The organism is Parapedobacter sp. (genome assembly GCF_035556095.1).
Taxonomy (GTDB): domain Bacteria; phylum Bacteroidota; class Bacteroidia; order Sphingobacteriales; family Sphingobacteriaceae; genus Parapedobacter.
In genome coordinates this window covers 493,034-518,932 of the sequence record NZ_DATMFT010000021.1, presented here as the reverse complement: position 1 = coordinate 518,932, position 25,899 = coordinate 493,034, and the positions used below count along the sequence as shown (strand labels likewise).

Annotated in this window: 24 protein-coding genes; 6 read left to right on the top strand and 18 right to left on the bottom strand. The window is 47.9% G+C overall.

Annotated elements, in window-relative coordinates; all coding sequences use genetic code 11:
* Positions 1-12: 12 nt before the first annotated feature.
* The 9 genes from cysM to VNQ80_RS12655 form a co-directional block, all read right to left on the bottom strand.
* A complete protein-coding gene (gene cysM, locus VNQ80_RS12695) occupies positions 13-885 on the bottom strand; it encodes a cysteine synthase CysM (protein ID WP_325639144.1) in 873 nt (290 codons plus the stop codon).
* Between the two features lie 6 nt (positions 886-891).
* Complete coding sequence (locus VNQ80_RS12690) at positions 892-1,704, bottom strand: serine O-acetyltransferase (RefSeq protein WP_325639142.1); 813 nt, start codon at positions 1,702-1,704, stop codon at positions 892-894.
* Positions 1,705-1,805: 101 nt separating this feature from the next.
* Positions 1,806-2,777, bottom strand: coding sequence for an NAD(P)H-quinone oxidoreductase (locus VNQ80_RS12685; RefSeq protein WP_325639140.1), 972 nt, complete (start codon positions 2,775-2,777; stop codon positions 1,806-1,808).
* Positions 2,774-5,494: a TonB-dependent receptor gene (locus VNQ80_RS12680; RefSeq protein WP_325639138.1), complete on the bottom strand. Its 2,721-nt coding sequence runs from the start codon at positions 5,492-5,494 to the stop codon at positions 2,774-2,776. Before VNQ80_RS12680 ends, VNQ80_RS12685 begins: the two co-directional genes overlap by 4 nt.
* A gap of 142 nt (positions 5,495-5,636) precedes the next feature.
* Complete coding sequence (locus VNQ80_RS12675; protein WP_325639136.1) at positions 5,637-6,161, bottom strand: ferritin; 525 nt, start codon at positions 6,159-6,161, stop codon at positions 5,637-5,639.
* A gap of 119 nt (positions 6,162-6,280) precedes the next feature.
* Positions 6,281-6,646, bottom strand: a complete 366-nt coding sequence (locus VNQ80_RS12670; RefSeq protein WP_325639134.1) for a hypothetical protein — start codon at positions 6,644-6,646, stop codon at positions 6,281-6,283.
* Positions 6,647-6,717: 71 nt separating this feature from the next.
* Positions 6,718-8,943 (bottom strand): peptidase domain-containing ABC transporter, encoded by a 2,226-nt coding sequence (locus VNQ80_RS12665; protein ID WP_325639132.1) that lies wholly within the window; start codon positions 8,941-8,943, stop codon positions 6,718-6,720.
* A 35-nt stretch (positions 8,944-8,978) separates the two neighbouring features.
* Positions 8,979-10,163 (bottom strand): HlyD family secretion protein, encoded by a 1,185-nt coding sequence (locus VNQ80_RS12660; protein WP_325639130.1) that lies wholly within the window; start codon positions 10,161-10,163, stop codon positions 8,979-8,981.
* Positions 10,164-10,292: 129 nt separating this feature from the next.
* Positions 10,293-10,538 carry a hypothetical protein gene (locus VNQ80_RS12655; protein WP_325639128.1) on the bottom strand — a complete coding sequence of 82 codons (246 nt, stop codon included), beginning with the start codon at positions 10,536-10,538 and terminating at the stop codon, positions 10,293-10,295.
* A 296-nt stretch (positions 10,539-10,834) separates the two neighbouring features.
* Between VNQ80_RS12655 and VNQ80_RS12650 the strand changes: the two genes are divergently transcribed.
* The gene (locus VNQ80_RS12650; protein WP_325639126.1) at positions 10,835-11,107 is read left to right on the top strand and encodes a helix-turn-helix transcriptional regulator; all 273 of its coding nucleotides are present in this window, start codon (positions 10,835-10,837) and stop codon (positions 11,105-11,107) included.
* Positions 11,108-11,133: 26 nt separating this feature from the next.
* Here VNQ80_RS12650 and VNQ80_RS12645 read toward each other — a convergent pair whose 3' ends face one another.
* Positions 11,134-12,519: an efflux RND transporter periplasmic adaptor subunit gene (locus VNQ80_RS12645; protein WP_325639124.1), complete on the bottom strand. Its 1,386-nt coding sequence runs from the start codon at positions 12,517-12,519 to the stop codon at positions 11,134-11,136.
* Positions 12,520-12,542: 23 nt separating this feature from the next.
* The gene (locus VNQ80_RS12640; RefSeq protein ID WP_325639122.1) at positions 12,543-13,928 is read right to left on the bottom strand and encodes a TolC family protein; all 1,386 of its coding nucleotides are present in this window, start codon (positions 13,926-13,928) and stop codon (positions 12,543-12,545) included.
* Positions 13,929-14,019: 91 nt separating this feature from the next.
* On the opposite strand from VNQ80_RS12640, the gene VNQ80_RS12635 reads away from it, so the two are divergent.
* On the top strand, positions 14,020-14,628 hold the full coding sequence (locus VNQ80_RS12635; RefSeq protein ID WP_325639120.1) for a polysaccharide deacetylase family protein: 609 nt from the start codon (positions 14,020-14,022) through the stop codon (positions 14,626-14,628).
* Positions 14,629-14,645: 17 nt separating this feature from the next.
* Here the strand turns inward: VNQ80_RS12635 and VNQ80_RS12630 are convergent, their stop codons facing one another.
* The 3 genes from VNQ80_RS12630 to VNQ80_RS12620 are packed head-to-tail and all read right to left on the bottom strand — an operon-like array spanning position 14,646 to position 18,734.
* The gene (locus VNQ80_RS12630; RefSeq protein WP_325639118.1) at positions 14,646-15,422 is read right to left on the bottom strand and encodes a DUF4249 domain-containing protein; all 777 of its coding nucleotides are present in this window, start codon (positions 15,420-15,422) and stop codon (positions 14,646-14,648) included.
* Entirely contained in the window at positions 15,423-17,765 is a 2,343-nt protein-coding gene (locus VNQ80_RS12625; protein ID WP_325639115.1) for a TonB-dependent receptor, read from the bottom strand.
* 30 nt (positions 17,766-17,795) lie between these two features.
* Positions 17,796-18,734, bottom strand: a complete 939-nt coding sequence (locus VNQ80_RS12620; RefSeq protein WP_325639113.1) for a hydrogen peroxide-inducible genes activator — start codon at positions 18,732-18,734, stop codon at positions 17,796-17,798.
* 134 nt (positions 18,735-18,868) lie between these two features.
* On the opposite strand from VNQ80_RS12620, the gene VNQ80_RS12615 reads away from it, so the two are divergent.
* Both VNQ80_RS12615 and VNQ80_RS12610 read left to right on the top strand, forming a co-directional pair.
* Positions 18,869-19,327: an SRPBCC domain-containing protein gene (locus tag VNQ80_RS12615; protein ID WP_325639111.1), complete on the top strand. Its 459-nt coding sequence runs from the start codon at positions 18,869-18,871 to the stop codon at positions 19,325-19,327.
* Between the two features lie 18 nt (positions 19,328-19,345).
* On the top strand, positions 19,346-19,870 hold the full coding sequence (locus tag VNQ80_RS12610) for a DinB family protein (RefSeq protein ID WP_325639109.1): 525 nt from the start codon (positions 19,346-19,348) through the stop codon (positions 19,868-19,870).
* Positions 19,871-20,146: 276 nt separating this feature from the next.
* Here VNQ80_RS12610 and VNQ80_RS12605 read toward each other — a convergent pair whose 3' ends face one another.
* Both VNQ80_RS12605 and VNQ80_RS12600 read right to left on the bottom strand, forming a co-directional pair.
* The gene (locus VNQ80_RS12605; protein ID WP_325639107.1) at positions 20,147-20,758 is read right to left on the bottom strand and encodes a response regulator transcription factor; all 612 of its coding nucleotides are present in this window, start codon (positions 20,756-20,758) and stop codon (positions 20,147-20,149) included.
* Complete coding sequence (locus tag VNQ80_RS12600) at positions 20,751-22,703, bottom strand: tetratricopeptide repeat-containing sensor histidine kinase (RefSeq protein ID WP_325639105.1); 1,953 nt, start codon at positions 22,701-22,703, stop codon at positions 20,751-20,753. The genes VNQ80_RS12605 and VNQ80_RS12600 overlap by 8 nt, the downstream gene beginning before the upstream one ends.
* A 284-nt stretch (positions 22,704-22,987) precedes the next feature.
* On the opposite strand from VNQ80_RS12600, the gene VNQ80_RS12595 reads away from it, so the two are divergent.
* Positions 22,988-23,776: a hypothetical protein gene (locus VNQ80_RS12595; protein ID WP_325639103.1), complete on the top strand. Its 789-nt coding sequence runs from the start codon at positions 22,988-22,990 to the stop codon at positions 23,774-23,776.
* 9 nt (positions 23,777-23,785) lie between these two features.
* Positions 23,786-24,412: a hypothetical protein gene (locus VNQ80_RS12590; RefSeq protein WP_325639102.1), complete on the top strand. Its 627-nt coding sequence runs from the start codon at positions 23,786-23,788 to the stop codon at positions 24,410-24,412.
* Positions 24,413-24,922: 510 nt separating this feature from the next.
* Here the strand turns inward: VNQ80_RS12590 and VNQ80_RS12585 are convergent.
* Both VNQ80_RS12585 and VNQ80_RS12580 read right to left on the bottom strand, forming a co-directional pair.
* The gene (locus tag VNQ80_RS12585; RefSeq protein ID WP_325639100.1) at positions 24,923-25,387 is read right to left on the bottom strand and encodes a hypothetical protein; all 465 of its coding nucleotides are present in this window, start codon (positions 25,385-25,387) and stop codon (positions 24,923-24,925) included.
* A gap of 46 nt (positions 25,388-25,433) precedes the next feature.
* Positions 25,434-25,814, bottom strand: coding sequence for a hypothetical protein (locus VNQ80_RS12580; protein ID WP_325639098.1), 381 nt, complete (start codon positions 25,812-25,814; stop codon positions 25,434-25,436).
* Positions 25,815-25,899 lie beyond the last annotated feature (85 nt).

The following is a 25,899-nucleotide window of genomic DNA, read 5'->3' as shown; positions in this document are numbered from 1 at the left end:
CGCTGTGCTACCTTAACCGAACAAGTCGCTGGAAAGGTAGCGATCCCCGCGGTCGCATGCGATGACTACAATAACGCCTGTATCCACTTCTGCCGCTAAGCGGGCAGCGCACGCCATGGCCCCACCGCTGCTCATCCCAACAAATATCCCCTCCTTGCGGGCTAGTTCGCGCGCCATCGCCGTCGCGTCTGCCTGTGAAACATCCATCATGCGGTCTATCCGTTGGGGGTCGTAGATTTTGGGCAGGTATTCTTCAGGCCAGCGGCGGATGCCTGGGATAGACGAATCTTCCGTCGGTTGGCAACCTACGATTTGCACTGCCGGGTTTTGTTCTTTTAAGAACATGGAATTGCCCATGATGCTACCTGTAGTCCCCATTGCACTCACAAAATGGGTAACCTTACCCGTCGTATCGCGCCATATTTCGGGCCCTGTTGTTTGGTAATGGGCCAAGTAATTGTCGGGATTGGCAAATTGATTGAACATGTAGTAATCCGGTTGTGCCCCCTTCTCTTCGGCATAATCCCGGCACGCCTCGATGGAATCGAGCAAGGTTACCTTCGCACCGAACGCCTCCATGGTCAGCGTACGCTCCCGCGTAGAGCTGGATGGCATCACGAGTTCGATCGACAGCCCGAAAACACTGGCCATCATGGCCAGTGCGATACCCGTGTTGCCGCTAGTGGCCTCGATGAGCCGTGTATCCGGAGTGATGTCGCCGCGGTCTATCGCGCTTCGGATCATGTTGAGCGCGGCGCGGTCCTTTACACTTCCACCCGGATTAGTCCCTTCCAATTTGGCATATAATGTCACATTGGGATTGGGGTTCAATTTCTCGATTTTCACCATCGGGGTGTTTCCCACGCAATCAATCAACGTCTTCATAGCCTATTAATGTGTTGCTTTCGAGTCTACAATCTTTACAGTAGGTTGGTGGTACACCGTGGAGTAAGGCGGGATGCTGGACGTCAACCAAACGTTTCCACCGATAACGCTGTCGTGACCAATAACGGTATCGCCGCCTAAGATCGTAGCACCTGCATAAATCACCACGCGGTCTTCGATGGTGGGATGGCGCCTGGTGTTTGCTAAAAATTTCTCTACGCTCATCGCCCCCAAGGTAACCCCCTGATAGACTTTCACCTGATTGCCAATAACGGCCGTTTCGCCGATAACGACACCCGTACCGTGGTCTATACAGAAATATTCGCCGATGGTAGCCGCTGGGTGAATATCGATGCCGGTTTGCGAATGGGCGTGCTCGGTAAGGATTCGCGGCAAGAGCGGCACATCCAATGCCATCAATGCGTGCGCCACGCGGTACAAAGCAATCGCAAAAAACCCGGGATAGGTACGGATTACTTCGAAGGTGCTGGTCGCCGCCGGGTCGCCTTCAAAAATAGCGGTAGCATCGGTGTGCATAATCCGATGCATTTCGGGTAACGCCTCGTAAAAACGCTTAGTAACCGCCCCATGGTTGCAGGTTTCACAGGCTTTCGTCCGATCGAGTATGCTGAGCAAATCTGCTTCCGATTGTATAAAGTGTGCTTTAAGTTGTGCCACATCCCTGTCGGGATGAGTCTGGCGTTCAGGGAAAAGCAAATCCAATAGCCGCAATGCCCAAGCAGCGATTACACCGTTTGGCGGCACGTCCGCTATTTCCCGTTGTTTATCGTAAAGTTGTTGAAGAAACGCTTCGTTCATGGTATCCGTTGTTATAAGTGGCAACTAAGGACGTAAATTATTCGCAAGCTGGCAACAATATGAGTTATTTATTACAATAATCTTAATAATCTATCATATGCCTATACATCCAGTACCAACTTGCCCATAAAATCACCGGATTCCATCCGTTCGTGCGCACGAGATGCCTGGGCCAATGGAAATGCCTCATGGATAACCGGGGCAAATTGCCCCGCCCGTACCAATGGCCACACATGATGTTCCACCGATTCCCGGAGGGTGCTCTTGAACACACGGCTACGGCTGCGCAATGTACTACCGGTAATGGTGAGGCGGCGCTGCATTACCCCCAACGCATCCAGCGCCACTTGCCGGCCGCCCACGGCGTTAATAAACACCAGCCGACCGCCATCGGCCAATAAAGCCATGTTTCTTTCAAAATAGGGGCCACCGATGCTATCGAGGATCACATCGATAGATCGATTGGCTAACTGCTCACCAAAGTCTTCCAAGTTGTAATTGACGCATTTGGCAGCACCTAACTGTTCGCAGAAGATGCACTTATCGCGCGAACCAGCAGTGACATACACGTTGGCCCCTAAGCGGCTGGCAAGCTGGATGGCAGTGGTCCCTATCCCCCCACTCCCACCGTGTATCAGCACGTTTTCACCGGAGCGCAACTTCCCAAGTTGAAATAGGTTATACCAGACGGTAAAGACGGTTTCGGGCAGGCAAGCCGCTGCGCGGAAATCCAAGTTATCCGGTACCGGTAGACAGTGCGACGCATCAACGGCAACGTACTCGGCATATCCCCCTCCCGGGACTAAGGCACATACCCGGTCGCCGACCGACCACCTATCCACGCCGTCTCCACATGCTGCGACCTCACCGGCTACCTCCAGCCCCGGAATATCCTGCACCGTGTCCGGCGGCGCCGGGTACTTCCCTTTACGCTGCAAGATATCGGGACGATTAATGCCCGCAGCACGTACTTCGATAAGGACCTCGCCCTGTTCTGGCGTTGGTATGGGCCGTTGCTGCAATGTGAGGTTGCTAGCGGGTCCGGGGGCAGTAATTACGACGGCGCGCATCATGATTTCTTTGATGGGTATTTTTGCAAACGGATGTTAAGCGAAACCATAAAGTAGCGGGCAAGGCGGTTATTGCGCATAAAAAGCGCATCAGAGCCCATAATTTCATGGGTTACGCCGGTATTCTGATTGAAGAGGTCAAAACCCTGGAACCGCAACAAGGCCATATTATTGGCAAGGAATGTGCATTCGAGGTAGGCGTTGAGCAACGTCGGGTTCACATTCACAAAACTATTGTAGCCATTGTTGAGTCTGTGGGATAAATCAAAGCCAAATGCCCAATTGTCCGAGAGATAGCCCTTCCCAGCCAACCCCACTAGAAATGAATTGGCATTGATGCCCTCGCTATTGCGCAGCGAATATTGGGTATGGTTGAATGTATAGCTTGTATTCAATTCCGTTTCAACGATATCTTCGAGCATGAACCGCATCTGAACAGCCTGTGAATAAATAAAGTTACGGCCATAGTTTTTCTCCTCGTTGATGTACGATATGTTGTTTACGTAATCGGTGGTACCATTAAAATTCAGCTGGAAGTCTTCATTGATAACCGGTGTGCTGAACATATAATACCCTCGTGCGTCAAAATAGCCGCTCGAGTTGCGGAAACTGGTTTCCTGCACCGTACTGGTGGGGTTAGACCGGCTGGTGACGATTTTATTCTGGATTTTATTAAATGCCAGCTGGGCTTCGAAAAACTGGTTCTTCCCGATTTTGGTTTGGCGAAACCGGGTCGTTATCCGGTTGATAAACTCCGCTTTCAAATCCGCATTACCGATGATGATATTCTGGGAGTTGGAGAGATCACGGATAGGTTGTATCTGCGAAAAGTTCGGTTGGTTGTTCGTGCCCAAATATTCGACAGACAGTTCGCTTTCGTCACTGATGCGAAACCTGAGACCGGCACTTGGAATCAAATTGACATTGCGGTGCTGGATCAACGTATCGGCATTGAGCATATGGCCCCGGAGAAGCAACGGCTGTACTGCAAACCCCAAGGTATATTTAAAACGCTTATTCTGTTCCATCTGGTAATTCAGGCCCACCCGATTGCTTTCAAAGAAATACGAATAATCCACACTGAGCGAGTCGACAAATAACCCTTCGTCGGTATCCCAAACACTCCGCCGACTGTCTATTGCCGTATAATTGTATTCATAACCGATTTCTAATATGCTCGACTTATCAATCGGTTCCACAAAAGAAGCCTTAAGTCTGCCAATACGGTTTTGGTTCTGACTTTTGATCTGCTGGGCCAACGTGTACGCATCATCTTGGATCGGTTGGCCGGAATTCGCATTCACGCTCTCGAAATAGTCGTTGATATCTTCCAGTTTGTCTCGCTTCGAATACTTACCCTGCATGTTGAGTACAAACTTCCTTCCGGGTTTACTAAACATCCGGGAATATAAGATATCCATATCGAAATTAGGTATCGATAACTCATCTGTAGCATTGTACACCCGTTCGCTCACGATGTTTCTATTCTTAATGGTATCGTTGCTTTGGTTGTTGGTATTGACCGTACTATAAGAGAGGTTTGGGCTTATTTTCAAATAATTTCGGTCGTCCAATTGGGCTTCAATATCCCAGGCCATCAAATGGTTGATATTGTCGGTCACGAGTTCCCGTTCTTCTTGATTGATGATCTCGTAAAAATCGAAGTGGCTGGTCAATACAGATTGGCCAATAGTGTGATTCTTTCTATTGGTAAATGTATACTTCCCATACACGCTCACTTTATCCGACAGGTCGTCCGAATAACTTATCCCTGCCGAGTTCGTCGTATTCACACCATCTACCGGGTCCGTCATACCGGTTAAGTCCGTGTTTCCGCGCTCCCGGTTGCCCGCTCCGCTCGGTGCACCGTAACTGAAGAGGCTCGTGTTGGTATTGTTGAATGAGCCCAATATAGAAAACTCTTGCCCATCGTTAAAGTTATTCAGCCCCATACTCCCGATATAGCGATTTTCCGTACCACCCCCACCAGTTACCTGGCCGAATAAAATCCGCTTACTTTCTTCTTTCAGCACGATGTTGAGTATCTTTTCCGGTTCGGTATCTTTTACACCGGTGATGTTGGCCATGGCACCATAATCATCAATTACTTGGATTGATTGGATAAATCCAGCGGGTAGGTTACGTGTGGCAGTTAAGACATCGCCACCGAAAAAGTTCTTGCTATCCACCTGCACCCGGCTGACAAGCTTTCCATGTGCGATCACCTTACCATCCCGTCTCACCTGCATGTCAGGAAGTAGTTTCAATGCTTCTTCCAGCAAGGAATTCGGGCGGACGTTGTACGCATCCATGTTATATTGTATGGTGTCTTCCTTGATGATAATGGGTTGCACCCTGTTGATGATAATCTCTGCGAGCAATGTTTGCTGCGGTGGCAATACGATAGGCAACAGTCGCATAGTAGCGCCGGGAAAATTATTAGCATAGCTACGGTCCAATATCTTGTAGCCGATCATACTAAAGCTCAATCTGAATTCGGGGCCAATGACATCGGCGAACCTAAACTGACCAAGATCATCGGTCACGACAAGCATGGTGTCCAATATGGTTGTTAACCGAACATTGACGCCCACCAACGGCACACCCGCTGTATCGATAACAAGGCCGCTTATTTCCTTTCGTTGATGCTGTGCGAAGGCCTGCAACGATACAAAAAGGAATGCGAAAACGAGGAGCTTATGTGGCGCTATCGATGGCAACTTTTCGTGACAATATATGAACCAAAGGCGGATAACCTTTATAAAGAACGAAAGATAGCACATAATCCGTATGTGTGCAAAAAAATTCGGGTTGTCTTATTAAAAAGACAACCCGATAAATCCTAACGTTAACCGCCTATAATTACCCGTTGTATTGTACTTTCGGTATGTGTTTGTCTATCTCCCAGCGGCCTACCCCCTCTTCACCGATTACATCAAACATATCCAATATGCGGCGCGCTACGTATTCTTCTTCGATCTGCTCCTCAAGGAACCACTGGATAAACTGGAAGGTTACAAAGTCTTTCAACTTGATGCATTTGTCGGCGATGTTATTAAACTGCTGGGTAACATACATCTCCTGCTCAAGCATTTCCTCAAATACCGAACGGAAAGATTCGAAATCGGCCGGAATGTTGGTAATCTCCGGTGAGATTGCCTTTCCGCCCCGGTCGTTCACATAATTGAAAAGTTTCATCATGTGCTTCCGCTCCTCCTCCGATTGCTCAGCAAAAAAAGTAGCACTGAAGTCATACCCTTGGTCATCGCACCAAGCGGACATGGCCAGGTAAACGGACGACGAGTGTGCTTCTACTTTAATCTGTGCATTCAATATAGTTTCGATTTCTTCGTTCAACGAAGTCTTCAATCTTAATAAATCTTTCATAATATCACGTATTTTCTTATTTCAACAAACAAGCAACGGCTTATCCGGCTTGTGGTACAAAAATACGCAAACTAAGCGGTAAACACCACAAAATAAAAGCAATACGAATTCAGTCTAAATTATACGCGAGCGCCGCTCGATATTCTTTGAAGGCACGCGTTGACCACGCTGTTGAGCTCAATCATAAACTTGGCGCCATCGAGCAATTCACGGAGGTTCAGCACGTCGTTCACATCCAACACGAAGCAACGTGGTGTGCGGAATGGCATCACAATCGTAAAATCTGCCGTCCGTGATGAATCGATAATCATGGCCGATAGGTCGATACCATCAATCCGTTTTTTGAAGTTGAGAAAATCACTCACCTTAAATGCCGTAGTGTCGCCCGCAAATTCCAACCAGTAGCAATTTTGCCTGCTGCACTGATATACAGCACCATGCTGGGTTTTATATACTTCTTCGAAATTAGCTAACGGGCAAACCATTGTTTAAACCAAGTCATTAATCGGGGGCGAATATACATATTATTTATAATCAGTCCAACTAAATTCGGTAATCAATTCCCGGGTAGCGGTTTACCCAGCAGGGCAAATTCTGGCGGGAATTGCTGCTGCCACATATTGTAGTAATAGCCTTTAATATTCATTAGGCTTGAGTGGTGGCCTTCTTCTACGAGCCTACCTTTATGGAGCACCACGATGCGATCGGCGTTCATCACGGTACTCAGCCGGTGTGCAATGAGGATCACGGTCTTACCTTGTTTGTTAAAATCAGCGATGGCTTGTCGTACGTGGCTCTCCGATATCGAATCGAGCGACGAGGTTGCCTCATCGAGGATAAGCACCTCAGGACGACGGTAAAGTGATCGTGCGATGGCAATCCGTTGCCGTTGCCCCCCAGAAAGCTGGGCACCATTTTCGCCAATATACGTGTTGAACCCTGCAGGGAGCTGCTCGATGAACGATAACATGTCCAATTCCTTACATAATTTCATGATCTCGTTCATATCGGGCGATAAATCGCCTATGGCGATATTCTGCACAATATTGCCCGCAAAAAGGTGGACTTCCTGCGGTACAACGCCCACCAACCGCCGAAGGCTGTCGTGTGTGAGGTACCTCACATCGAAATCACCCATCACGATCTTACCCCCCTGTATGGGATACATATTATGCAGCAGTGAAAGCAGCGTGGTTTTCCCTGAGCCGCTCTCACCTACAATCGCAGTGATCTTTCCTTTGGCAATCCGTAGGTTAAGCTTTTCAAAAACTGTCGTACGCGTCCCGTATTGGAATTTTACGTCCACAAACGCCATGTCTCCGATCATCTCAGGGGTCAGGTCGCTCTGATTTTCGGTTTCCTCGCGTTCCAGATCCATCACCTCAAAGAGTCGATCGGCGGCAATCACGGCATCCTGGATGGTTTTATTCATCCCAATCAGGCTGCCTACCGGACCGATAAAGTATCCTAAAATGGCGTAGAACGACAGCAACTCGCCGGGTGTAATGGTTTTATTGAGCACAAACAAGGTACCCAGCCACAATAGAATCACCGTAAACAAGCCCGCCACGAGTCCATTGGCATTACCGATCCAAAGGGAATTGGTGGCCGACGTGTAGACGCTCTTGAGCAACTGGATAAAACGGGTTTCCGTTTTCAGGTTTGCAAATTCCTCCAACCCGAAACGTTTAATCGTACGCGCGGCATTAACCGATTCGACCAATTGGGCTTCCAAGTCTGCCGAATCTTCCATAAGCTTACGTTGTGTCTTCCGGTGCAGCCGGTTTGCAAAATAATAAATGATGGAAAATAAAGGCACCACCAACACCAAAACAAGCGCCAGTTTCCAGTAATAGCTAAACATCAGCGCAAACGAAAACAGCACAATGAAAACATTGACGGCCAATCCGACCAACACATCGTTTACGAATGCCCTGATTTTGACGGCATCATTCATTCTGGAAATGATTTCGCCTACGCGCATGTTATCAAAAAACGCCTGTGGCAACCGCAGCAGGTGCTTGTAATAACCTAAAATAAGCCGGGCATCAATCTGCTGCCCCGTATTGATGGTAAGGATAGTTCGGGCATGGTTGATGATCAACTTCACAACCAAGATTGCCACCATCGCGAGTCCCATTAGGTTAAGGAGGTTGCGGTTTCCGTCGGGAATCACGTGGTCCACGATTTTCTGCAAGAAAATGGATGTAGACAGCCCTAGCACGGTAAACAGCAATGCACCCGTGAGCACTTGCCAAAGGATGGCCTTGTGAGGCTTTAACAGATACAGAAAGCGACTAGCCACACTTGCTTTCTCGCTTCCGGGACGAAATCCATCGTCGGGGCTAAGGAGAATCAATACACCTGTCCAACTTTCCATAAACGTTGGAAGCGGTATTTTATCCATTGTTCCCGTGGCCGGGTCCATGAGCTGCACGTGACTCTTCGACACGCCATAGACCACTACGTAATGCTGTAATCGCTGGCGTACAACCACGTGGGCTATTGCCGGTAATGGAATATCGGGTAGCGCCACGAGATCACCACGTACCCCCTTAGCTGAAAGGTTTAGCTTCTTGGCCGCTTGGATGATACCCCAAGCGGTGGTCCCTTTCTGGTCTGTGGAGGCATACTGGCGAATACGGGCTATAGGCACATCGCGCCGATACCAAGCCAGTACAGACGCTAAGCATGCCGCAGCACAATCCGCAATGTCGTGCTGCTTGATTTTAACGCGGCGTATCCGGGATCCCCGGGCAAAGCGTGCCTTCCAGTTTGCCATCTTTCTTATGTTTTTTCATACGGTCTCGCACATCGCTAGCGCGCCACCTGCTGAGCCGCTATGATATTAGGGTTCAGCCAATCGTCAGCCTTGTCATATATCAGTTGGAAAAGCGTCCGTCGGGTGACGAAAAAACGGGCTTGCAATGTCATGCCTTTATGCAGCTTCCCTTCATATCCATTCTTAAGCGCAAGCCGGTCTTCGTTGAGTACGCAGCGAACTTTAAAATAAGGTTGCCCGCGATCCGTGAAGATATCGGCCGAAATCGATGCAATTTCGCCGGTGGCCATTCCCCATTGGTTATAGTCGTACGCCTCAATCTGTAGATTCACAGGTGTGCCCGCGCGTAGGTATCCAATATCCTTCGGCAAGATATACGCCTCAGCAATCAGTCCCGAATCGGGCGACACCTCGGCTAGTACCTCGTTTGCGCTGATCATACTCCCCTGCCGAAGCCCTTTTACCGACTGGAGCGTGCCCGATGCCGGTGCTTGCAACACATAAAGTTCCTGTTCCTTATTCACTTGGCTGATCCTTGCCCCCAACTCACCGGTCTTCAGGCGAAGGTTGGTCAAGTCCTGCTGCCACACCGACGCCTGCTCATCGTACGCCAATTCCAATTCGGTTTTGGCCTGTTGATAGGTGTAGTTCGCTTCATCATATTCTGCTGCAGAAATCACACGATTATCGTACAACTGGCTATAACGTTCGAAGTTTTTCTCAGCAAGTTCAAGTTGGTTTTGCAGCTTCGACACCCGCTGCCAAAACAAGGTGAATTGCTGGCTATACATCGCCGAAGACAATAATGGGCGCTTTTTCACTTCGCGCAGCTGGAGCAAACGGGTCAGTTTATGCAAGTCGTCCAGTTGGCTGCCTAAATCGGACCGTTGCGACAGCAACAGATCTTTTTCTTGATCAAGGATATCCGTCCGTATCCTAGCCAATACCTGGCCGGCTTCCACACGTTGGTTTTCGCCTACGAACACCTCTTCCACGCGGCCCGAAACAATGGCTTTAATTGCATGGTTCTCCTGCACGGCGCGCAACAACCCGGTCCCTTTAACACTTACATCTATTTTCACCACGAAGAGGGATGCGATCGCCCCTATCACGAGCAGCAACAAAAGCTGGTAAACGATGAGGGTTCGGGGATTATGCTTATTGAAGTGGTATTCTGCCGTAAATTCGACGATTTCAGTCGGAAACAGCTTTTTACCCATCTTGTCTTCCTTGGTATAGTGAATATCTACAAATGCTGCTTGACAAAAAAAGAGGGATGTTTGTATCCCTCCTTTTAGTGAACCTCCGGCGTGTGGGGTTGCCCCACACCAAGCAGATGAGCACCGGTCTTATAATTTGATACCGCCCAACAAGCCGCCCAAAAGACCACCCAGAAGGTTACCACCGCCCAATCCACCTGTCAATCCATTTAAATTGACATCTAAATCAGCGTCGATTTTGTCATCCGTGCCTACCACCGTCAGTGATAACAAATCACCTAACGCTACGCCGCTGATCAATGGGCCATTAAACAGTCCCAACAACCCACCGTTGGTGGCTTTCAACTCCTGCTCATTCAATTCTTGAAGTTTCATAGATAATGTAAGTTTCAATTAGCGCCTACTCGATTGAAAGGTTTTCGGCATCCCCTTTTTTGGCAACAGCTTGCCGCGTTGACCATGACAAAGGACGCCATTTTATAACGGAAATCATACACTAATAGCTGTGAATCAAACAACTATAAGGAATAAATTATAACGTAAGGGAATATGCGCAAACAAGCCAATCACCTGTTATGAATGAAATAAACACGATAAACCAACCGGATACCAATTTGGCTTATTACTTTGCATCACTACTTATGGACCCTCATGTTTAGATTACGCTATATATGAAACCTATCGCCAAAGCGAAAAGTGTTGCCGGTAATATCCGGCGCGTGCGGGAGTACCGCAACTACACACAAGACTACGTAGCAAGGAAAATAGGGATATCCCAAAATGCCTACAGCAAGCTCGAACTGGGGCTTCACAAACTATCTTTAGAACGCTTATTCCAAATCGCAGACGTATTGGATGTAGAGTGCATCGCATTGCTCGAAAATGAAAACGATGGGATCGTCCAACTCCGTATCGATCCCATCGGTCGTCCCACTACCCGTTAATTCAGCGGCACACGATAAATCGGATATCAGAAAAGGCTATTTTTATCTACCTTTTCTACCTTGCTGCCGTCTTTTAGGGTTTGGGTAATCGCATTGAATGGTCGAGACACAACCTCGTCACCCTCGCTGAGTCCCGATAGGATACGGATATACGTGTCGTCCTGGATGCCTGTCGTCACCGCTACTTGCTTCACCGTGCTGGTTCCGCTGTCGTAAACAAACACATACTCATTCGTCTTTTTACCAGCGGCGTTACCCACCGGACCAGACGCTGTCGTATCCGCTGCGGCGGTACTATCAGCCCCACTGGTGCTATCAGTTCCGCTGTTGCTAGCCACATCACGCGTTGTCACGGCTTGGATAGGAACCGCCAAACCGGTGTCCTTTTGGGTGTGGATATCCACTGTGGCTGACAACCCCGGACGGAAAGGCGACGGATTTTCACGATCTTTTTTGAGCAGGTCTTCGTACGACTCGGGCAAGATGCGCACCTTCACGTTGAAGTTCGTTACTTGGTCGGTACCTGCCGTGGCGCTCGAAGAAGTGGCGGCCGTGGTAGACGAGCTGGCAATCTCGGTAATAACGCCAAGAAACTTGCGGCCCTGGAAGGCATCTACCTCAATCGTCGCCTCATTGTTGAGTGCCACACGGTTGATGTCGTTTTCATTGACTTCCACAACGACCTCCATAGCGTCCATGTTGGCGATGCGCATGATTTCGGTACCTGCCATCTGAGCTGTTCCCACCACACGCTCACCGAGTTCAACCTGCAACAGCGATATCACCCCATCCACCGGTGCATAAATCGTTGTACGGGCTAGGTTGTCTCCGGCTTCCTTCACCGAGGCTTCCGATTGGTCAATACCGTATTTGGTAACCAATACATTCTGCCGCTGGGCCTCCAATGTAGCGCGGGAACTTTCATAGTCGGCCCGTATCTGGTCAAACTCGGCAGCCGAAATCACCTTTTTGTCAAACAATTCTTTGTTTCGCTTGAAAGTTGCTTCCAAATTGGCGAAGTTGACTTCCTGTTGCTTCAGCTGCTGCTCGGCCATAGCCAAGCTCGCCCGCTGGGCATTTAGCGACGCCACCGCGCGCTCGTATCCCGATTGCAGTATGTCCGGACGTATGCGGCATAGGATCTGCCCTTTCGTCACCACGTCACCCTCCTTTACCGTAAGCTCCACAATCTCACCTGACACTTCCGAGCTCAACTTGACTTCCACTTCCGGATGAATTTTTCCACTGGCTGAAACCTGTTCGTTTACGGTCTTTTTCTCTACCTTGTCCGTTGCTATCTTGATTACGTCTCCTTGGCCGATCCATCCCATTTTATTGGCGATGATAACGAATACCAATAGGACTGCTGCACCGATTAACACATACTTAAGCGTATTCTTTTTCTTTGCCATCGTTGTATTTGGTTGTTTATATGTCAGTTGTCAAAATTTATTTCGTTACCTAAGTAAAAGTCAATAACCTTGCTCCGGAACAATAACTCGTACCGCGCTTGGATATGGTCGAATTCCGCCCGATTCATCGTCGTCTGGGCCGTAAATAGCTCCACCGAATTGGCCAAGCCGACCTCATACCGCTGATTGATTACCTCAAATGCATCTTTTGCCGAGGTAAAGGCCGTTTCCGTGGAATAATAGCGTGTTTTTGCAGCCCGGAGATCAAGCACCGCTTGGGCGATAATCTTATTCAGGTTATTTTTTGCCAGTTGCTCATTCGTCAAGGCATACTGGTAATTTATCTTGGCTTTGTTTACACTTGTCCGTGTTTGGAACCTGTTGAAAATGGGTATCCTTAAGCTCAACCCGATGTAGGGACTCTCGTTTTCCTTCAGTTGCTCCCCAAAATTCACGCGCTCATAAATCGGTTCATTGTTCGCATCCATCCCGACAAGCCTGGATGCCACTGAAGAAACACTGGTACTGTAGCCGGCACCGAATCCCAACGTAGGATAATATGCTCCCTTGGCAATCGCAATGTTTGTCTTAGCAACCTCGGTGGATAGCTCCGCCGCCTGGATATCAGGTTGGGCATCCAGTGCCGTGGCGAAAATTTCAGCCGCATTATAAACCACCGGAGTTTGCTCGACCAATTCTATATCGGGCTTTTCCAATAGGATGTCTTCAGCAGGGTCCATCTCCATCAATTGCTTCAGGTTCAGCATCGACAAATCATACGCATTCTGGGCAGAAGTGACGCTCAGCTCATCGGTCGCCACTTGGCTTTTGGCTTGCGAAAGGTCTGCTAGGGTGTTATTACCAACTTCGTAGTTGGCATTTGCCACCTCCAGTTGCCGCTGCGATAATTTCAGTTGTTGCTCAGCTGCAATCAGTAAATCCTGATTTGTCAATGCTTCCAGATACGTCGTAGCCACCGATAATACGAGGTCGTTTTTCGCCTTCTCCACATTGCTCTGATCCGCCGCAAGCTGGGTTTTATTGGCCAATATCTGATTGATCCGCTGAAAGCCCTGGAAAATCGGAATGTCTGTAGAAATACCGCCGCTAGCCGTATTTACGGAAGGCACAAGCTGGGCGGTATATTGATCGAAATACCGTCCAAACCGCATACTTCCGTTTACGTCCGCATTTAGCGTCGGATAAAATTGGCTCTTTGCTAATTTCAGGTCTTCTTCAGACATCGCGGCCTGGAATCGGGCTTGTTTTATTTGCAAGTTATTATCCAACGCATGGTATATTGCCACTTTAATGGGCACCAATTTCTGCGCGGTACCGCGCGATGGCGCCAATAGCACCAAGCAACAACTGGCTATAAAATAGATGGTGTATAAGAAACTTTTCTTCATGTAGCTATAAGTAGGTTATCATATCCGCGTGGCAAACGCTCCGTTTACTTTTCTATATGTAATCTTTATTTGTTTCTTTTGTAAGCATTCTATGTATACTGTGCGCCCACCCATATTCCTAACGTGGCTTTATCCCACACTTACCTGGCATCGAGATCGGACAGAGAAAATCATTTTTCTCACCTTTGACGATGGGCCGATACCGGATGTTACACCTTTCGTGATAAATACCTTAAAACATTACGGCATCAAGGCCACATTCTTCTGTGTTGGCGAAAATATAAAAAAACATCCTGATTTGTTTGATTGCTTAGTGGAAAATGGCCACCGCATAGGCAATCACACCTACAACCACCTCAACGGCTGGCAAACACCGGACGACGTGTACCTACAAAACGTAGATCAGTGCCAGCAGTTGGCCCCCACCAATCTATTCCGACCGCCTTACGGACGGGGGCGGCGCTCGCAGTATAAGCAGCTACAGCAAACCTACGATATCATCATGTGGGATGTGCTTAGTGGCGATTTCGACCCCAATCTCAGCCCAGATGGGTGTTTGCGTAACGTCATCAGACATACGCAGAACGGGTCTATCGTTGTTTTTCACGATAACGTCAAAGCTACCCCACGCATCACATATACCCTGCCCCGCGCCATCGAATATTGGCTGGACCAAGGCTATGCGTTTGGGTTGTTATAACCTTTTTTCAGCTAGCATTACTGTACAACTGTAGACATCTCCGTCTCTGCATACGCACTGAAGTAGCCCAGCGCACCATCGCCGAAAACTGAGGGCGGATTTGCCGGCGCGGCCGTTCCGGGATTGATGGATTGAACGGCATTCCAGAAATCATAGCTCGCGCGATCAATACTCTGCATCCATACCACCACCGAATCGCCCGTAGCGAGTTCGACATCGAAATCCATCAGGTCTTCACTCACATATTTCCCGTCGTTAAACTTATCTTGCGATACGTGCAGCATCTCCAACGGCCCACCGTTTACGCGCCACAGGTAGCGGTAGTAATTGGGTGCCCCGGGCGGATCCGCATACCGGAGACTGATGAATTTCTGTTCCTCGCCGAATATCGTCCTTACCCCCGTACCTATGGAATCGGCCGTAACCAACGGTGGCATGGTCGATCTCGCCACAAAAGTCTGCCCCTCAACCCGTACCGAGAGGTTGTACAACTCGCCTTCATGTCCCCTGAAATTGCACACGTAAACCCCCGGCGATTGCTCCGCATATTGAAACACGCGCCCCGCACCGTCAACCACCGCAACCTCCGCACCAGATACCGGGTCATGCGTTCGAGCTACATCAAAAGCCACGGTACGGCTGATAGTCACCTGCTGTTCATAAGACCGGTTATTCACTGTACCAATGATGACGAGTTGCGGATCCGCATCGTTCAAATTTATATCGATAACATCTTCACATGAAAGCAAAAACAAACTGATTAACAGCCAAATGAAATAATATCTGTTCATCATCTAAAATTTAAAATTCCACGTAATCGACGGAATAATCCCAAACAACGCTATCCGGTACGCTTCGGTAACGTTGGGGTTGGATTCACTCGTTCTGAAGTCGATGATATACGCATTTTTGCGGTTGTATACATTATAAATGCCAAATGTCCAGCTCGATTGGAACCGTTTGGTTGCTTTCGATTCCCAGGTCGCGCCGAGGTCCAGCCGGTGGTAATCGGGCATGCGATAACCATTCCGCTCGGTATAATACCACAAGGTGCGTCCGTCTACGGTATACTTCCCGCTGGGGAAGGTCACTGCATTGCCAGTGCTATACACAAACGTGGCCGAAAGGTTCCATCGCGGCGAGAGCTGGTACATGCCCACCGCAGACATGTCGTGGGTACGGTCCTGGCGTGCTGCAAACCAAGCACCGCCATTGATGTCGTCAAACCGGCGCTCACTTTTCGATAGCGCATAACTCAACCACCCATTTAATCTGCCCTGCTGTTTTTTCAGGTATAGCTCTACGCCATAGGCACGCCCTATCCCATACAACAGCTCCGCTTCGATATGTTCGTTGGCCTGCAAATCGGCGGCATTACGGTAGTCAATCTGGTGTTGCATGTATTTGTAGTAGGATTCAGCGGAAAATGTGTACCGATTGCCGCCAAAGTTCTGGTAATAACCCAATGCCACTTGATCCGCCAATTGCGGTCTGATATTGTTGCTACTCATTACCCATGCGTCGGTAGGCAAGCTCGCCGTAGCGTTGGTTAACTGGTGCAAGTGCTGCACATTGCGATTATATGATAATTTCAGGCTATTGTCCGTATTCAGCTCGTAGCTAAGCGACAAACGGGGCTCCAAATTGAAGTAGTGCTGTGCCACATCGCCGCGCCCAAAAACCTCGCTACCTATCACGTCACCCTCACCGTCGTATTCATAAAACGTGCCGGGGCCAAACAGCATGAAATTTGTCAGCCGAAGACCGTAAATTACATTTAACCGCTGTGTCGGTTTCCACTCGTGCGAGAGGTATGCGGCTAGCTCCAGCCCATTGCGGCTTTCCAGTCGCAGGCTGTTCACGGCCGTCTGTTCATCGGCATCGATGTTGGCGGGTGAGATACCCTGATGGAGTACATTGAAGCCAAAGCGCCAAGTACTCTTGTTCGTAGCAAAAAACTGGAAATCCTGTTTAAGGTCATAATTCTGTATACGTGACGCGATTACGAAATTAAACTCGTCACTCTCAATGTTAACGTTGTAATTGAAATTGCTATAAATGGCCGTAGTGTTCGAAAACCAGCGGCTGTCCCACACCCGGTTCCAACGCAGCGTTCCCGTGGCATTGCCCCAGTCGAACCCGAACAGGCCGGAGTACCCCATCACATCCCGGCCGAAATAACCTGAAAGATAGAGCGTATTCCGCTCATCGAGCCGGTAATTTGCCTTTGCGTTGAGATCATAGAAATATAGGCGACTGTTTTTAACAGCGTCATCGTCGGACAATTTGAGGAACATGTCTGCATAGGTCCTTCTTCCGCTCACCACAAACGAGCCCCTATCTTTAACGATAGGCCCATCTACCTTCAGCCGCGAGGCAATCAAGCCCACACCTCCCTCGGTGCCAAACGACTTTTTATTTCCATCCACCATGGTGATATCAAGCACCGACGAAAGGCGCCCCCCGTATTGGGCAGGCATGCCGCCTTTGTACAATTTTACATCTTTAATCGCATCCGAGTTGAACGTGGAGAAAAAACCGAAAAGGTGCGACGCGTTGTATACCATTGCTTCATCCAACAAGATGAGGTTCTGATCGCCGGCACCGCCCCGTACAAAGAAATTACTGCTGCCTTCGCCTCCCGATAGCACACCCGGAAGCAATTGGATGGTTTTCAGCACATCCTTCTCTCCCATCAGCACGGGTACATGCTTGATTTCCTTTACGTCTACCCGGGTGAGCCCCATCTGTGGGCTACGCACCTGCTCGTCTGCAGCCGATTGGCTGATTACCACCTCTTGCAACAGCTCTCCGCTATGCAAATCGATGTCCACCACCGTATCTCCCGCCAGTTCAATGGATAGTTCCTGCGATTGATAGCCTACGTGCGAAATCACCAAGGTATGGTGGTTACCCCCTTGCAACGTAAGCGAATAAAACCCATAATTGTTAGCACGTACCCCAACCGACGCATCCGCATGGAGTCGAATACTGGCGCCGATGAGGGTTTCGCCCGACTGTGCATCACGGATGTGGCCGCTGACGGTATACCGGATCTGCGAAAAAACCGGCAGTACCGATCCGAGGAGTACCGTAAAGATGATAAAAAAGCACCTGCTACCTAGCATATGAGACATCTCGTTATTTCAAGTTCTTGTGGGGATATGTCAATCGATTTCCATCACGTGTTTCTGTTTCTTCGATCTGAATTTCTTTGGAACAGAGGCGATGATTTCCTTTTCAAGCGCATCGATAGCGACTTTTTTCAGAAAGTTTTGGGTAGTTACCAAACTGATTTCCCTTACGGGCTCCGGCGCTTTGAAATAACGCACGCGGGCTAAATGGTCTTCGTCGAAATCTGCCACGCTCAGCTCGGGCAAAATGGTAGCCCCCGAGTTACTATCCACCATGCGTTTAAGGGTCTCCACGCTGCCGGTATTGTATTCAAAGGTGCCGTGCGGCTCCATGCTTCGCTTCCGCTGGCAAATGTTCAGTACCTGTCCGCGCATGCAATGACCTTCGGTGAGCAACCACAGCTTATCGCTCAGCACATCATCCGCGGTTACCTCCCGTTTATCCACAAGCGCGCTTTTGGCAGAAAGGTAAGCCACAAAAGGCTCGTAAAACATCGGGCGTTCTGTTAGGGGTTGGCCATATACCGGAGTAGACAGTACGCCGCAGTCCAGCAGGCCCAGTTTCAGTTGTTCGACGATTTTATCGGTGGTATATTCCCATATTTGCAATTGCAATTTCGGAAATTTCTGCATGAAACCACCCAACACCCGCGGTAACAGGTACGGTGCGATGGTGGGGATTACGCCGATACGCAGTTCACCTTCCAACTCCCCGTTTTCCAATTGTACCAGTTCATTGATCTTACGGCTTTCATTGAGTACAATTCGGGCCTGTTTGATGATTTCCACACCCAATTCCGTAGGCACAACGGGCTGTCTGCTTCTGTTGAAGATACGAGCTCCGATCGATTCTTCCAGTTTTTGTATCTGCATACTCAGCGTCGGTTGGGTTACACAGCATTTTTCTGCCGCGGCCACAAAACTCCGATAGGTATCTACGGCAACAATATATTCCAGTTGTACGAGTGTCATCTTCTTACTAAATTGAAGCAAAGGTAAGAAAAGTCGCACTTACCCCCTTCATTTGTCATTAATACCCCCGGCGTTCTTTTATCTTATTCGATAATTTTATCCAGAAAGAAAGTTAGCATTTTAATCAAAATCCGATGAAAACATTACAATTCTCCATCGACATCCAAGCACCCGCCCAGAAAGTCTGGGACTTACTTTGGAACCCAAGCACCTATTCAAAATGGACCAGCAGTTTTAACCCAGAAGATCCCACCGGCGGGTCCATCCAGAGCGATTGGCAGGTTGGCGGCAAGACGTTATTCCTAGACAACGCCGGCAATGGTATGGTCAGCACTATAAAATCCCTGCATGAGCCCTATGATGTCGTATTCGAGCACCGGGGCACCGTGGAGAATGGCGAAGAGGACACCACTAGCGAAAAAGTGAAAGACTGGGCCGGTGCGCTTGAAGAATATCATCTATCGGAAAGTGGTGGCGTCACCACGCTCCACGCTTCGGTACAAACCGAAGAAGAATGGGTGAGCATGATGACCAACGGCTTCAATGATGGTCTGGAAACGGTAAAGAAGCTCGCTGAAGAAAATATTGATTAACTTTTTAAATACCGAAACATGGACAGGCCCATAGCACAAACACTGGAAATCGTCATCCCTGCTTACCGCATGCATAGCCAGCTCTTCAACAATATGCTTGCCGATCTCCGCGAAAGCGATGCGCAAAAACGGATTGAAGACAGAACTAACCACTTTACATGGATGGTGGGCAATTTGGTCAATTGCAGATACTGGTTGGCCGATGTATTCGACATACCCGAGCGAGACCCGTATGATGCGCTTTTCAAGGATGCAAAAGCACTGGATTCGACATTGACATACCCTTCGCTGGCTGAGCTAAAAGAACAATGGCACAAGATTTCCCCGTTACTGTACCAAAAGTTACTAACGGTTGACGAACCCGAACTCAACCAAGCATATGCCTTCGGGATGGACACGCCCTATGTGGAGGAAAACAAACGCAACATGGTAGGCATGTGCCTGGACAGGGAAAGCTATCTTTTCGGGCAATTGGGCCTGATGCGCAAGGTGTTGGGCTATGAAGGAGTACGGTACGATCTGGACGATCGATTGGCCTATTAGACAAACCGTTTCCAGCGAAAAAGTGGAAGATGAGATTAATGGAAAAACGTATATAAATAATCATCTTGTCGATTTTAGGAATAGAGACGAAATCAAGTTAGTCCCCGGATGGGGGCATTATCTCCCCATGGGCGACGGCTTGTATGCAGGATTCGATTATCACCGACCTATTTCTGATTCTTCTAAGGTGCTTTTCGTTTTCAAGTATAAATTTTCTGAGCCAGAATGATCTCCTTGTTTTGCGGGCCTGTAATGTTTCAAATTACAGCTATCCGCTCAGATCAGTTTCTGCTCAACAGCTATCCTGACCAGTGCAGCGGTATTTTTGGCGTCCAGTTTCAGCAGCAGGTTTTTGCGGTAGCTTTTGATTGTTTCAGGGCTCAAAAAGATACGGTCGGCTATTTCACCGTTGGTCAATCCTTCGGCCACTAGCTTCAACATTTCCCGCTCGCGCTGACTCAGCCATAGTTGCGTTTCTTTGGGCCGTTTCATCAACACATCGACCTCATGGCAGAGAAACGTCTCTCCATTGGCAACAACCTGTATACCAGCCAGTACCTCCTCGGTCATGGCATTTTTGATCAAGTAGCCTGAAGCACCGTTTTCCATCATCTGCCTTACAACACTGTACTCATTGTGCGTGGTCAGCGCCAACACATTGAGCTCAGGAAAACGGTCTTTGAGTTCCTTACAGAAATCTACCCCGCTGATATCCGGCAAGCCTACATCAAGAAGCAGTACATCCGGCTTCCAAAAGCCGATAGAATTTCGGCATTCGGTAGCACTGTGTGCTACGCCAACTACTTTCGCTATACCGGCGTCTTCAATAAGGTTTTGCAATCCGTCCGTCAGAATCTTATGGTCGTCTACGATGGCTACCTTAATCATGCGATTCGTTTTTTGTCAGTTCTAATTCTACATGCACCTCCGTCCCGTCCGTTGAAGAGTAAATATCCAATTTACCCTGAAATACGTCAACCCGCTGTTGGATATTCTGCAATCCCATTCCTTCGGACACCGTTTGCCGGTCGAATCCCTTGCCATTGTCCTGAACCGTGAAGGATATCCGGTCAGGTTCTTGAACCAATTGCACGTTTATATGGTCTGCTTCTGCGTGTTTCAGCGCATTGTTGACCAGCTCGTGGATACAGCGATACACCATGATCTCCATTTTTCCAGGTAGCCGGGCTTCGTTCCCGAAATAATGAAAATCAGCCGTTGGGATAGCGTTGCAAAAATCGGATAGCGAGACTTTCAGCCCATAACGCAGCAGCGATTCGGGCATCATGTGGTGTGCCACGCGGCGGAGCTCCTGAATGGAATCGTCGAGCATACCAAGGGCTGTCTGGAAACGGGAAACGTCCATCGCGTCCAGCACGGCTTCGCCCTTTACCTGTGGTAAGTTCAGTTTCACGGCAGAGAGCATGCCACCCAGGCCATCGTGCAGATCCTTAGCCAGGCGCGCGCGTTCTGCGGCTTCGCCATCCAAGGTAGCCTGGACCGCTACCAGTTGTTTTTCCTGCTCCAGTCTCTGGGCTTCCTCTTCGGCAAGTTTTCGTCGGCTAACGGCTAATCGGTAACGTATAAAAATAAAGGCCAGGACGATAAGTAGAATAATACCACCTGCAATGCCCAACCAGGTATGAAGTTGTCGTTGTTTTTCCAAACCTGCTATTTTGAGTTCTTTTTTCTCAGCTTCATATTTTACTTCCATCTCCGAAATGGAGTTCTGGTAAGATTCGTTGCTGTGGCTATTCACAACAGCACGGTACTGTTGTAAATATTCCTCCATCAAATCGAAACGCCCCATGCGCGCATAACTTTGTGATAGGTTGGCGTATGCATTTCCATAGAGATCCGCATTTGTCGAGTCTGCCTGTATCGCTTTTTGTGTGGTCTCCACGCATCGATGGTAATCTCCCGTATAGTAATAGATATTGGCTAACGTGATCAGGCTGCTGGCAATCAGGGTGGGAAACCCTGAGTCCTCAGCCTCTTGTACCGCTTGCCGGATGATGGGCAGTGCCAAGTGGTAATCCTCATAATGGTAATAGACTTTCCCCAGGGTTTCCCGTGCTTTGATTTCACTAAACCTGTTGCCGGCTTCGTGATAGATTTTAATCGCTTGCTCGGCGTAGTGGATGGATTCTTCCTTGTCTTTCTCCAGGTATAAGTAGATGTCACTTCGCGAGGTGTAGACCTGTGCCACGGTTTGCCGGTCGCCTACCTTCAATGCCATCTCTTCCGCTTTTGCGAAATAGTGCAAAGCCTGGTCGTAATTACGTAGGAACTGATAAATTCCACCCATATTCCCGTAGACCATGGCCATTCCTTGTATGTCGTTACTTTGTTCAAGAATAGTGGCCGATTTATGGTACGCCTCCAAAGCAAGGTCATACCAGCTTTGGACGCGATACAGATTACCGTAGGCATTATGTATAGATGCTTTCAGCCGGGTATCGCCCAACTTTAACAGCGTGGGGCTTGCCTTGTCCAAATACAGACGGGCGGAGTCGTAAACTCCTCCCATATAATAGGCGATTCCCATATTGCGATAAAAGATAGCTTCCATTTTATTATCACCGGCTCCCAAAGCCAGTTTCACCCCGTTCTTACTCGCATCTAATGAACGGCGTGTATCGATGTCCATGTAACCCCATGCCAGATCATCGTAGATTTTTATTTTCTCTACCATGGGCAGGTCGGCTTTTTTCAGCAGTAGCTCCAAGGAATCCACAGATTGTCCCCAAGAAAAAAAAGGAATACCCACTGCTATCAGAAGCGTAAGGAGTTGCCGCAGTGCTGCGTTTTTATATGGCATATATCGTTTCATCGTGTTTTCTATAACGGCTCATCAATCCCAGTAGCTTTCAACATGACAAAGGTAGCGGTACCACCCCCTGCCAAAAACCCCATTTAGGGGGTATTGGGTGAAATGCTGCCACTATACCTTTGCCTTTATCAAATGGACAAGATAGTGGCGATGCGCTCAGTAAGTCTGCGTCCGGGTGAAATTACAAACGATAAAAATAAAAAAATGAAACCAAGATGTAAATAATATTGACACACAGGGCAATTATTGATTACATCGAGTTCTCATCAGCCAAAAAAAATGAGATGAAAACAATATTTCAAAAAACAGTCTGGCTATTGTGTATAGCGTTCGCAGTTACATCTTGCTCTAAGGAAGATAACCACTGCGATCCCAACGATGAAGAAAGCCCCTGCTATGCCGGCCCTTCGGGCGGTGTAACCGACGATCAGCTCTTGCTCATCGAGTTTAAGGTTAATGGAAAAACATACTTAACCTATCAGTATAACGCTCAAAACCTGCTGACTGCTGTACGTTTTTCTGAAGCAGGCGGTGGATATGATTTAACCCGTGACAATTCAGGTAGACTGACCACACTTGACTTGATAAATGCTGAGGGTCTAGTTATACGTGAAGACTATACCTATGATGGTACAGGCGACAAACCGGTATCAGGTAAGATGCACCATCCAAACAGTGACGATTGGTGGATAACTATTCAATACAGCTATTCCCAAAACACTACTACGGAAACCTTTATTAATAAGGAAGGAGAGAAACTTGCAACAAGCACTTATACCTTTAATGCCAAAGGAAATATCTTAATACAGGATATTACTGATTATGCTACTGGCCAACGCAATGTCATCGAACAAAGTGATTATGACGACAAGAACGGGAATTTTGCCAGTTTTGTCTCGCCTTGGAAAATCAGTGCAGTCAATAATGCACAGGCAATAAAATCAAGTTTAACAGACCAGATATACAAATACACCTACAATGACGCTGGCTACCCAGCGAAAGCCGAAGTCTATAACAGAGGCTCTGATGTTGTTGTACAAATACACGAATACGTCTACAAAAAGGCCAACTAAAAAAAAGTTATGACAACAATTTTAAAAAACACCGTCTGGCTATTATTTATGGCTTTTGCGGTGGTATCCTGTTCCAAAGAAAAAGAACAAGGTAAGGAAATCAACGGCCAATGCTGGTACAAAATCACCATTGAGGAACAAACCACACATCCCAATCAGTTTGGTCAGGATCACCTGATTTTTTCATCCGTGACTGGCCCTGATGGGAAATCAGGGCTTAGCCTGGACCTGATACAAACGAAATCCAACGGACAACAATACAACGCGCTCAAGTTGGGTAGCGAACCTTCCGGATTATTTAACGACAAAACTTCTATGGGAACCACCTATCTCGTGAATTTTTTCAATGCGATAGCAGCCCATCTTCCCGATTTAGGCGAGTACACCTATCGTATGGAGAACAACGCGACACCGGAAGACGGCGTGCTTACCGTTACCGTATTGGAAAACTCCGAACGGCGCATGCGGTTCAAGGTATCGGGAACGATCATGAAAAAGGAAGGCGGTGTGGAAAACTGGTCTGATGTGGTGCTTGTTCCTTTAGACGCCGAATTCTCTTTTGACCGCACCTATTATAACGAAATGACATCCAATGGGGTGGATATGGCCGGTGCAGATTGCGATTGCAAACCATAGCACTGGAACGAGCAATGTAAATTTGTGCCTAGCGCATTATCTTCGTCCATACACTTTATTTTTTCAAAGCCGTTTCCGAATACCGCTGCCAGGGTGTTTTCTCGTCACCATTTTCGCATTATTTCAGGAGGTTCGCAGATCCTTGTACATGATGATATTACTGGCTTTACGAGGACAAAAGCTTTAACCCAGATTATTCATTAGTTTTCGTGATGAGGGCTGTAACTAGTCTCCAATTGCGTTTTTCTTGATACGAATAAGTAGGGTATCCATGATATAAAATATTAAATTTTTTGTAATATATAATCGTTTGCTTAACGGTACAGGCAAACACAAAAATCGTAGTGAAAAAAGGGCGCACCCGACAGATGCGGCAAAACGGGATATAAAGAAAAAACCCGCCTTACGGTATCGTAAAGCGGGTAAGTACCTGGAGCGGGACTCTATATGCCTCGGCAATAAATTAACAATCAATCAATTACAAAATACTTAGATAATAAGTTAGATAAATCATCGCTTAATCGCCATCCCCGACGCACTCCATCCGTATACTTTAGCATTCCCGTCTTTGTCTATATAAACTTCTGCCGAATATTTAAAATTGATGATGCCATCTCCCCCCATCTTCATTGCTTCCTCTACCAGTAAATCGGTTACCCCATCCGGCGTGCCTCTCACGTAGACTTGCTTCATTTTTGGGCCTTCAGTATTGTACACGTCATCTTTGTGCCTCTTTAATTTCTTCGGCTTATTCTCGTCGACCACTTCCTTTTCAATCCAACCATTTGTGAATAGTGCCGAAACGGAACTTATAGGAGTATACTCAAAATTGACAGAATTAGATTCCGTAATAAAGAAACCTTGATCGTTAAAGCGCTTATAGTCGATAGCGGTGGCCGAGTACATTCCGGGGCCGACAACCGAGCAGCTTGAAATGGCTGCGCCAACGATAATTAATACAAGAATTTGTCTCATAGCTTTTCATTTAAATTTATGTTGATTAATTATCACCCGCCACCCATCACGAGCCGTGGCCCGAAAACGTGGTCTTGCCGTTGTCACCGTTTCCGCGACTTAACAGCAATGCATTATACTTTTCTAAAATGTCGATGTATTTATCCTTCCAGTAGTCTGCTGCATCTTTTAATTCATCGTAGCTTTTGGCTGATCCGTACTCTGCCGGTGGTTCCCGCAAAACATAGAGCATTTCAGGGAAATCCTTGGAAAAATCGTAATCGAGCGCCTTTCCGTACTGGGTAATATAATCAAGAGAAAGCTCGGGATCATCCATATGCCGATAAACCGTTCCCCTATCAATCCCCATCTTCTTTGCGAGCGGAGCAATCTTCGCATTCTTCTCGCGAATGACCCGCGATAAAATTTCTCCTCTGTGTTTCAACATGTTGCAAAATTGCGACTTAAAATGTTGCATTTTATAATCACTAAGTGTTGCATTTCTCATTATAGTGTTGCATATTTGTTGCATA